Origin of the sequence: Williamwhitmania taraxaci, assembly GCF_900096565.1 — a bacterium.
GTDB lineage: Bacteria > Bacteroidota > Bacteroidia > Bacteroidales > Williamwhitmaniaceae > Williamwhitmania > Williamwhitmania taraxaci.
In genome coordinates this window covers 51742-59684 of record NZ_FMYP01000016.1, presented here as the reverse complement: position 1 = coordinate 59684, position 7943 = coordinate 51742, and the positions used below count along the sequence as shown (strand labels likewise).

Below are 7943 nucleotides of genomic sequence, written 5' to 3'. Positions count from 1 at the left end.
ACCAGCTGGGGTTTTGCCTTAAACGTCTTATAGTAATGGTCTGCACCATGCTTTTTCACCAAGCTGCTGACATTAATGGCATCGATTAAGTTGATGGCTTGTTTGAAAATCGGCTGTCCGACTAATTTTATTTCTGTATTTTTGCCCATGTTGTGTTTTTTTTCGCAAAACAAATCTACAACATCGGGGTGAAACCTTCGGGGAGTAGCCCCTTATTTTTATTCAACTAACGTTTCAACTGGAATCTTTTTGTCGGACAGTAGTGTAAAGTTATAAAAAACAGATTGGAGAGAATAAAGATTCAATCAGACTCATTTCCTGATCATTTTCATTTAAGAGAATTAGAAGTATTTAATTACAAAAATCAGGATTTTAGCGATTTCATCTCAGATAGAATTAACCTCAAAGATTATAATTTTGACAACTATCCTGATTTAAGTATTTATTGTCGTGGGAATAGTGGTTCCGGTGGTGAAATTTACTTTACTTGGATTTATGATTCAAAAAAAGAATATTATAGATTTAACACTTTATTATCTAGCGCTAATATTGGTTCCATTGATTCTGAAAACAAAACAATTACTATGTGGTGGAAATCAGGTTGGTGTGATCAGGATGTCTGGTTATACAAAGTACAAAAGGATAATTTTAAATTAATAAAAAAAACAAGCTCTCATTCTGTCACTGATTCTACTGGAAATGTGGATTGTGTAGAAGAGATTAAAAGTTATTAAAAAAACGTTTGCCAATAAATAGGACTTCAATCGGCACGAAGTGCCCAGCGAGAACCCCGAAGTGCCCATGGCTTGCCTCTGCTGCAACCATCCTCTTCACCTTCCTTTAAAAGAGAGGTGTTTTCTCACAAACATTTTGTGTATGAACCGCTAACTTTTCATGCTGAGTTCCAAAGTAAACCTCAAGGCCGCTCGTTAACCATGCAACTTGGTTTGCCGCAATTAGGCCGTAGGCCTTAAATATTATTAGACCCGGGTAAACCAGCTCTCAGGCTGGTTACCCGGGGTTACGGTAGCAACCCAGCTGGCAGCGCGCATGCCCATTCCCTTGCGCTCCATCACTTCCCGCGCTGCCTTCACTGCACCTTCATTTGAGCACGAGGCATACCTCCTGCCACTCACCCCACAGCGCATCTTTTTGCATCTAACCAAATATTATTCACCCACCCCGCACCACATGCCACATTATTGATACCTTAGTGAAGTAGATAAACCTTCACAAAAGCTAGGTTTAGCCACCCAAATAAGGGTGGCTAAACCCAACTAAGTTGGGTTTATAAACGAGTTATGGGTAATTTTTAAACGACCTTATGAACAGAATAAATCAAATATTCAAAAATCATTGGCTGACTATTTTACTCTCGATAGGACTTTTGTCAATGTCAATCGTAATTGCAAATAAAAACAAAGAAATCAAGAATTTGAGTTATGAAATATCAGACCTCGAAGATAAGGTTTCGACATTGGAGAATGAGAAAGAAGAATTAGAAAGCGAACTTGAAGACTGCAAATCAGAAAAAGATAATTTTGAAAGCAGCTCAAATAGCCAATCCTATGACAACTCTTCATTGCAAAACGACAATAGCGATTTAGAATATAAAATAAGGAATTTAGAAAGTGAACTTGTTGATTGTGAACGTAAACTAAGAGATTGTAACTAATATGAAAATACTTTTATTACTGTGTGCAGGACTTTTGTTTATTGGACTAATTGACTTACCGATTGGATATTATACTTTATTGCGTATTGTAGTAACAATTGGTTCTGTCGCTGTTGTTGTGACTGAATTTGAAAATGGATTAAATTTTTGGGTCATAGTATTTGGACTGCTTGCTATTTTATTTAATCCTCTTATACCAATTTATCTTAATGACAAGTCTGCTTGGATGCCAATTGACATAGTAGCAGGAATATTATTTATAATCAAATCATTTATTAATCAAAAAACTCAAGAACAATGAAAACTCAAAAACTTTTAATTGCTTTACTATTTGTCATAATGTTGACAAGCCTATCATCTTGTGCTCCTTCAGGCTACGAATCTCACGAATCAGGATTTTTCTCAGGTTTATGGCATGGGTTCATTATTGTATTTTCGCTTATCGGAAAATTATTCGGTTCAGACATAGGAATTTATGCTGAACATAATACAGGATTTATGTATTGGCTTGGATTTATTATTGGAATAGGTGGATTTGGAGGGGGTGGATATTCCGCCAGAAGATAAAAAACTACACATAATAAATAGTCCTTCCTCCTGCACGCAGTGCCCAGCGAGAACCCCGAAGGGCTCATGAGCGAAGCGAATAACTTCCGGTTGAGTTACATTCTGGTTCAATGGATTTTTTCTATGGGGTTTTCAATGCATTTGTCTTTCTCGGAGGGAGGTTTACCACTGACGACTTTATTTTTCGTAAAGTATTGGTAGATTTGTATAACAAGAGCCGTGTGATGGGAGGCTGTCAAGAACGATTCTGTGATAGGCTTGGGCTGAAATGCCCTTGTCTACTCGATCATGTAACCGTTGTAGGCATTTTTAGAAAACGACACATCACATTGAAAAATGAATATGAAACTAGGAGATAGCGTAATTGTGAATCAGGGTATTAAAGCACCTGATTTGGAAGAGTTTGAAATTGGAGGATGGCAAGGTCGCGTTGTTGATATTGATACAAAATCGGACAATGACAATGTTTTGATTACGATAGAATGGGATTCGATAACATTACTACAAATTCCTAATAATTACATAGAACAATTTGAACAAGAAGGATTGGATTGGGAAAATATGACTTTGTATGAGTCGGAGTTGGAAAAGACAAAACCAAGAGATAAAAAGGGAGATGTCAAACAGACTCAAGAAAAATTGGCGGATATTCATTACTGGGCTTCGCTTGGTGATGAAGGAATACGAATTTCCAAAGTATTGGATAATGTTAATCCAAACGATGAAATGAAATGTATGCAAAAGTGGGTCGAGTACCTTGACAACGAATTGTCTTTTCCGATTCATGCCTTTGTTTTAGACTCGGAGGATGATTTCTTAATTAAAATTGGGGATAAGGTTACAATAAAATCATTGCCCCATTTTGTGGATACTTATGGAATAGTTGCATGTATACTGCTTGGTAGCAAAAAATATTACAATCCGCTTTGTGATTTGGAAGCAATTGATAAAACAAGCGCAGATTTTCAATTGATTGAGGACTATAAAACATGGTTCGCAAATAGATGACAAGAAACGCATTACAATAAATCGGACTTCAATCGGCACGTATTGCCCAGCGAATAACCCCGAAGGTCTCATGAGCGAAGCGAATAACCCCGGGGTTCAGCACTCCGAATAGTTAACTGATTGGATAAGGTTATTCAGAGGTTGTAGCCCGCTTTAACCTTTGTGTCGCCTTACTGGAACTCGTCCGCAGTTGGTAACTTTTCATGCTGCGCTCCGTTAATTGCGCAATATTTTATAGCTTTGCGATTCCCTTATTTGTAACCCCGATTATCGGTTTCTGCTATGCTTCATAATATTGAACCTCACACATTCAACAACTCCTTTCTCGAGAATGCCACGGAGCAGGAGGATGATTACATTCTTTGCTACAAGGAAAACTCCATACTGTTGCTGCAAGCCGAGCACGACTTTGTAATCCCTCGGCGTCGCGATTTCGATGAGCCTTTCTCGGATGCTACTCATTACCTGTTCTCGCTCGATGGGGTGCCTTGTTTCCTGCTGAAAGAGTATGGGGGCAGCAATGCGGCGTTTGTTTACCACGATCATCAGTTCTTACGCACCATGCCCAATAGGGAGTTGTCCTATATTGGTGCTGTGGGCTTTCATTTTCACCTGTGGCAGGACGAGCATAAGTTTTGCTCGCGCTGTGGCACCAAAACAACGTTCAAAAAGAGCGAGCGGGCTATTCTTTGTCCGGCATGCGAGCTAACGGTGTATCCCAAAATATCTCCCGCCATTATTGTAGCCATTACGTGTGGTAACAAAATTCTGTTGGCAAAGGGCACACACTATAAGTTTAACTTTTACTCGCTCGTGGCCGGTTACTCCGATATTGGCGAAACGCTTGAGCAAACCGTTGTTCGCGAAGTAAAGGAAGAGGTGGGCATTGAGATAAAAAACCTGCGATACTACGCCAGCCAACCTTGGCCATTTTCGAGTTCCATGATGATTGGCTTCTTTGCCGAGGCAGACGATAAACAACCTATCGTTATCGATACCAATGAGATTCATGATGCGCAGTGGTACAGCCGCGATGCACTTCCCGAAACGCCGGGAAATATCAGCATTGCCGGCGAAATGATTGAGCTGTTTAGGCAGGGAAAGCACGAGCGGTTACTATAAAAATGCCGGATTCACATGGGTGAGTCCGGCATTTCAGTTTTGTATCAGCTCTCGAATTATACGTAGGCTGTTATTGCCTTTTCGGAGGCTTCGCTTTAGCTTCTTTTTCTAGCCCTTATCCATTTCTCAATCCCAATGAGGGGGAATATGGCAAAGCCAACGGCAGTGGATATGAGTAAGCCATGTAAATCGAGCGGAGAGGTCTTAAATATCTTCTGCATCAGCGGAAGGTAAATGAATAGCGCCTGTAGGCCAAGAACTATTCCTACGCCCACAAATACTGTTTTATTGCTGAAGAACCCTATCTTGAATACCGAATCGTTCAGGGAGCGGCAGTTGATCATGTAGAATATCTGGAACATGATTACAAAGGTTACCCCAACGGTTTGTGCCTTGGATATGGCAAGCACCTCGGGTAGTCCCGCTGCAATGGCATTGGCGTATTCGGTGGAAAACAGGATGATGTTTCCGGCAGTCATAAGCAACGATACGGCAAATACTCTAAATACCACAAAGCCGTTGAATAGGGGAGCATCGGGCTTTCGTGGAGGCCGATGCATGATGTTGGGCTCCATTACCTCAAAGGCTAGCGGAAGTGCCAACGCTACGGCTGCTACCAAATTTATCCATAGCAGCTGCGTGGGGAGCATGGGGAGCAGTAGCGCTTTAGTTACCGGATCGAATGGAAAGAACATAATCCCATAAATAAGGATAAATGCCAATCCAAGGTTGGTGGGAAGCAGGAATGCCAGCGATTTGATGAGGTTGTCGTAAACTCGGCGACCCTCTTCAACGGCTGCGCTGATGCTGGCAAAGTTATCGTCGGCAAGAATAATGTCGGACGATTCCTTGGATACCGATGTGCCGGTAATACCCATAGCCACACCTATATTTGATTGCTTAAGCGATGGGGCATCGTTTACTCCGTCGCCGGTCATGGCCACAATTTCGCCGTTGCGCTGCAATGCGCGCACAAGCCTTAGCTTATGCTCGGGTGCAACGCGCGCAAAGATGTTGGTGTGAGCCGCTGCATAATCGATTTGTGCATCATCCATTTCGGCTAGCTCTATGCCGGTAATTACCTCTCCATTTTCGGAGAGCCCCAGATCCATACCAATGGTGCGCGCCGTTGTTTTATGATCGCCGGTAATCATCTTTACCACAATTCCAGCATCGTGGCAGGCACGAATAGACTCCTTTGCCTCTATGCGAGCCGGATCGATCATGCCGATTAATCCCACAAAGGTGAGGTTGGACTCAACATCCTCCATCTTTAGCTCCATGGATTGGTTTGGCAACCATTGTTTGGTTGCAATAGCTAAAACGCGCATGCCCTTGGCACCCATCTTCTCAATTTCGGCAGCTACGCGCTTGGTATCAATTGGTGTATCCCCAAATGCTATGCTGCATCGTTTTAGGATAACCTCGGGGGCTCCCTTTATTGCTATCAGTGGCCTTTCGCCTCCATGCAGCGTTGCCATATACTGGTTTTCCGAATCGAATGGAAGTTCATCCACCCGTGGATGCTTTTGTTTGAGATCGGAATGCCCTATAGCTGCTTTTGCTGAGGCTACAATTAGAGCGGCCTCGGTTGGGTCGCCAGTAATAACCCACGATCCATCCTCTTGCTCAAGGGTGGCATCGTTGCACAGGGTTGCTTTTATGAGTAATGTCTTTATGCTTGCGGGAAGCTTGTCGATAGCTAAACCGTCTAGCTTGAATTCGCCGTTTGGATCGTAGCCAACACCGGAAATTGTGAACGATTGCTGATGTGTCCAAATTTCATTCACGGTCATTTCATTTCGCGTGAGTGTTCCCGTTTTGTCGCTACAAATAACGGTGGTGCTACCGAGGGTTTCCACGGCAGGTAGCTTACGGATAATAGCATTTCGGCGCGCCATCCGCTGCACACCAATTGCCAATGCAATGGTAACCACGGCAGGAAGGCCTTCGGGTATTGCCCCCACGGCAAGTGCAATGGCAAATATTAAGCTATCCTTAAGCGCAACTCCCAGAAGAATGCCTTGGCCTAACGCTCTAATGGTTCCGATAACCAGAATGACAAGCGTAATGGCTACAATGCCAATGGTAAGGTATTTGCCAATGGTTGCAAGCTTTTGGGTGAGGGGTGTTTCCATTGGCGTAGCCTCGCTAAGCATGGTGGATATTCGGCCAAGCTCCGTTTGCATTCCCGTAGCGGTTACTATGGCCGTAGCGGTGCCTGAGGTAACCAGCGTTCCGCTATATACCATACACTTTCGGTCGCCTAATACCGTATTTCCTTTCACAGGTATTATGTTCTTTTGGGCGGGAACCGATTCGCCGGTAAGCGCAGCCTCTTCTACCTGAAGATTCTTTTGCGCGATAAGGCGCATGTCGGCAGGAACTCTATCGCCGGCCGCTAATAGCACAATATCGCCGGGAACAAGATCGGCAACGGGTATGGTGATGCTTTTACCATCGCGAATTACGGTGGCATTCTGCGGAACCATGTCGCTCAATGCTTCTATTGCCTTACCTGCCTTAAACTCTTGGATGAATCCTATTATGGAGTTTACAACTACTACGGCGAGTACCACCAATCCATCGGTGATTTTGCCAAGGGCGGTTGCTATTGTGCTCGATCCGAGCAATACCCATATAAGCGGGTTGTTTATTTGTCGCCACAGGAGTGTTAGTGGGCCATCCTTTGGCTTGCGATGGATCTTATTCTTTCCAAAAATGGTTATGCGGTTCGCAGCTTCTGTAGGCGAAAGCCCATCCATTGAACTTTCGAGCGTGTTGAGCACTATTTGTTGCTCTATGCTGTGCCAATGGTTAGTTGAAGTTGTCTCTTTGTTCATCTTTAAGTATTGTTTAGCGTTTAAACAATAGCTATCATCCTGTAACGTCGATGCTCTTCAACTGGGAAGTGGGCAACGATTGTGTTTGGTCGATAGAATTCCTATTTGAAGGATATTGGGTCAAAGTTATTCATAATACCCTATATTATTCCGGTATGCTCCAAAAGAATTTTGAGGCCAATGGCTATCAGCATAACCCCTCCAATTATCTCCATCTTCTTGCCCAGCTTATTCCCGATCTTCTTGCCAAACAGCATACCCAGCATGGCAGCCATGAAGGTTACTGCACCTATTACTAGTGCTGCCCATAGGATGTTCATCTGCAAAAAGGCAAAGCTAACGCCCACTACTAATGCATCAATGCTGGTGGCAATGGCCATACCAACAACAATCGAGAGCTTTAGTGGATTGCATTTCTTACCATTTGTTTCCTCCTTTTGAAAACTTTCCCAAATCATCTTCATACCTAGAATAGTTAGCATAACGAAGGCTAGCCAGTGGTCGTAATCCGACATCATCTCAGCAACTTGTAGGCCAAATAGCCAACCTATGACGGGCATCGCTCCCTGGAAGAGGGCAAGGATTAATGCTACCCTAACGGCCTGCCAAAAGCGAATGTGGCATACCACTATTCCTGTGGATACGGAAACGGCAAAGGTGTCGAACGATAGGCCAATGGCAATAGCAAGTAGTGTGAAAAACTCCATAGTGATTTTCGTTTACTGTGT

At 43.2% G+C, this 7943-nt stretch carries 10 protein-coding genes; 6 read left to right on the top strand and 4 right to left on the bottom strand.

What is annotated here, in order from left to right; translation table 11 throughout:
* Window positions 1-149: DUF4372 domain-containing protein (locus BLS65_RS18995; RefSeq protein ID WP_125869789.1), on the bottom strand; the 149-nt coding region annotated here is incomplete at its 3' end.
* A gap of 135 nt (window positions 150-284) precedes the next feature.
* Here BLS65_RS18995 and BLS65_RS06185 point away from each other — a divergent pair.
* Window positions 285-734 carry an XAC2610-related protein gene (locus tag BLS65_RS06185; protein ID WP_092437012.1) on the top strand — a complete coding sequence of 150 codons (450 nt, stop codon included), beginning with the start codon at window positions 285-287 and terminating at the stop codon, window positions 732-734.
* A gap of 246 nt (window positions 735-980) precedes the next feature.
* Here the strand turns inward: BLS65_RS06185 and BLS65_RS18180 are convergent, their stop codons facing one another.
* Window positions 981-1136, bottom strand: coding sequence for a hypothetical protein (locus BLS65_RS18180; protein WP_170830015.1), 156 nt, complete (start codon window positions 1134-1136; stop codon window positions 981-983).
* 188 nt (window positions 1137-1324) lie between these two features.
* Here BLS65_RS18180 and BLS65_RS06180 point away from each other — a divergent pair, with 188 nt between their 5' ends.
* The 5 genes from BLS65_RS06180 (at window position 1325) to nudC (ending at window position 4372) form a co-directional block, all read left to right on the top strand.
* Window positions 1325-1675 (top strand): hypothetical protein, encoded by a 351-nt coding sequence (locus BLS65_RS06180; protein WP_092437010.1) that lies wholly within the window; start codon window positions 1325-1327, stop codon window positions 1673-1675.
* Window position 1676: 1 nt separating this feature from the next.
* A complete protein-coding gene (locus BLS65_RS06175) occupies window positions 1677-1976 on the top strand; it encodes a DUF6804 family protein (RefSeq protein WP_092437008.1) in 300 nt (99 codons plus the stop codon).
* Window positions 1973-2242, top strand: a complete 270-nt coding sequence (locus BLS65_RS06170) for a hypothetical protein (RefSeq protein ID WP_092437006.1) — start codon at window positions 1973-1975, stop codon at window positions 2240-2242. The genes BLS65_RS06175 and BLS65_RS06170 overlap by 4 nt, the downstream gene beginning before the upstream one ends.
* Before the next feature lie 342 nt (window positions 2243-2584).
* Window positions 2585-3250: a calcium-binding protein gene (locus BLS65_RS06165; RefSeq protein WP_170830014.1), complete on the top strand. Its 666-nt coding sequence runs from the start codon at window positions 2585-2587 to the stop codon at window positions 3248-3250.
* Between the two features lie 282 nt (window positions 3251-3532).
* Window positions 3533-4372: an NAD(+) diphosphatase gene (gene nudC, locus BLS65_RS06160; protein ID WP_092437002.1), complete on the top strand. Its 840-nt coding sequence runs from the start codon at window positions 3533-3535 to the stop codon at window positions 4370-4372.
* A 95-nt stretch (window positions 4373-4467) separates the two neighbouring features.
* On the opposite strand, the gene BLS65_RS06155 is transcribed toward nudC, so the two are convergent.
* Both BLS65_RS06155 and BLS65_RS06150 read right to left on the bottom strand, forming a co-directional pair.
* Window positions 4468-7215: a cation-translocating P-type ATPase gene (locus BLS65_RS06155; protein ID WP_092437000.1), complete on the bottom strand. Its 2748-nt coding sequence runs from the start codon at window positions 7213-7215 to the stop codon at window positions 4468-4470.
* 140 nt (window positions 7216-7355) lie between these two features.
* Window positions 7356-7922, bottom strand: coding sequence for a manganese efflux pump MntP (locus tag BLS65_RS06150; RefSeq protein WP_092436998.1), 567 nt, complete (start codon window positions 7920-7922; stop codon window positions 7356-7358).
* Window positions 7923-7943: the final 21 nt, after the last annotated feature.

What these genes read in the sequence shown, in the direction of transcription:
- BLS65_RS06180 (WP_092437010.1), top strand. Translation starts at nt 1,325, where the DNA reads ATGAACAGAATAAATCAAATATTCAAAAATCATTGGCTGACTATTTTA.
- BLS65_RS06175 (WP_092437008.1), top strand. Translation starts at nt 1,677, where the DNA reads ATGAAAATACTTTTATTACTGTGTGCAGGACTTTTGTTTATTGGACTA.
- BLS65_RS06170 (WP_092437006.1), top strand. Translation starts at nt 1,973, where the DNA reads ATGAAAACTCAAAAACTTTTAATTGCTTTACTATTTGTCATAATGTTG.
- BLS65_RS06165 (WP_170830014.1), top strand. Translation starts at nt 2,585, where the DNA reads ATGAAACTAGGAGATAGCGTAATTGTGAATCAGGGTATTAAAGCACCT.
- nudC (WP_092437002.1), top strand. Translation starts at nt 3,533, where the DNA reads ATGCTTCATAATATTGAACCTCACACATTCAACAACTCCTTTCTCGAG.
- BLS65_RS06155 (WP_092437000.1), bottom strand. Translation starts at nt 7,215, where the DNA reads ATGAACAAAGAGACAACTTCAACTAACCATTGGCACAGCATAGAGCAA.
- BLS65_RS06150 (WP_092436998.1), bottom strand. Translation starts at nt 7,922, where the DNA reads ATGGAGTTTTTCACACTACTTGCTATTGCCATTGGCCTATCGTTCGAC.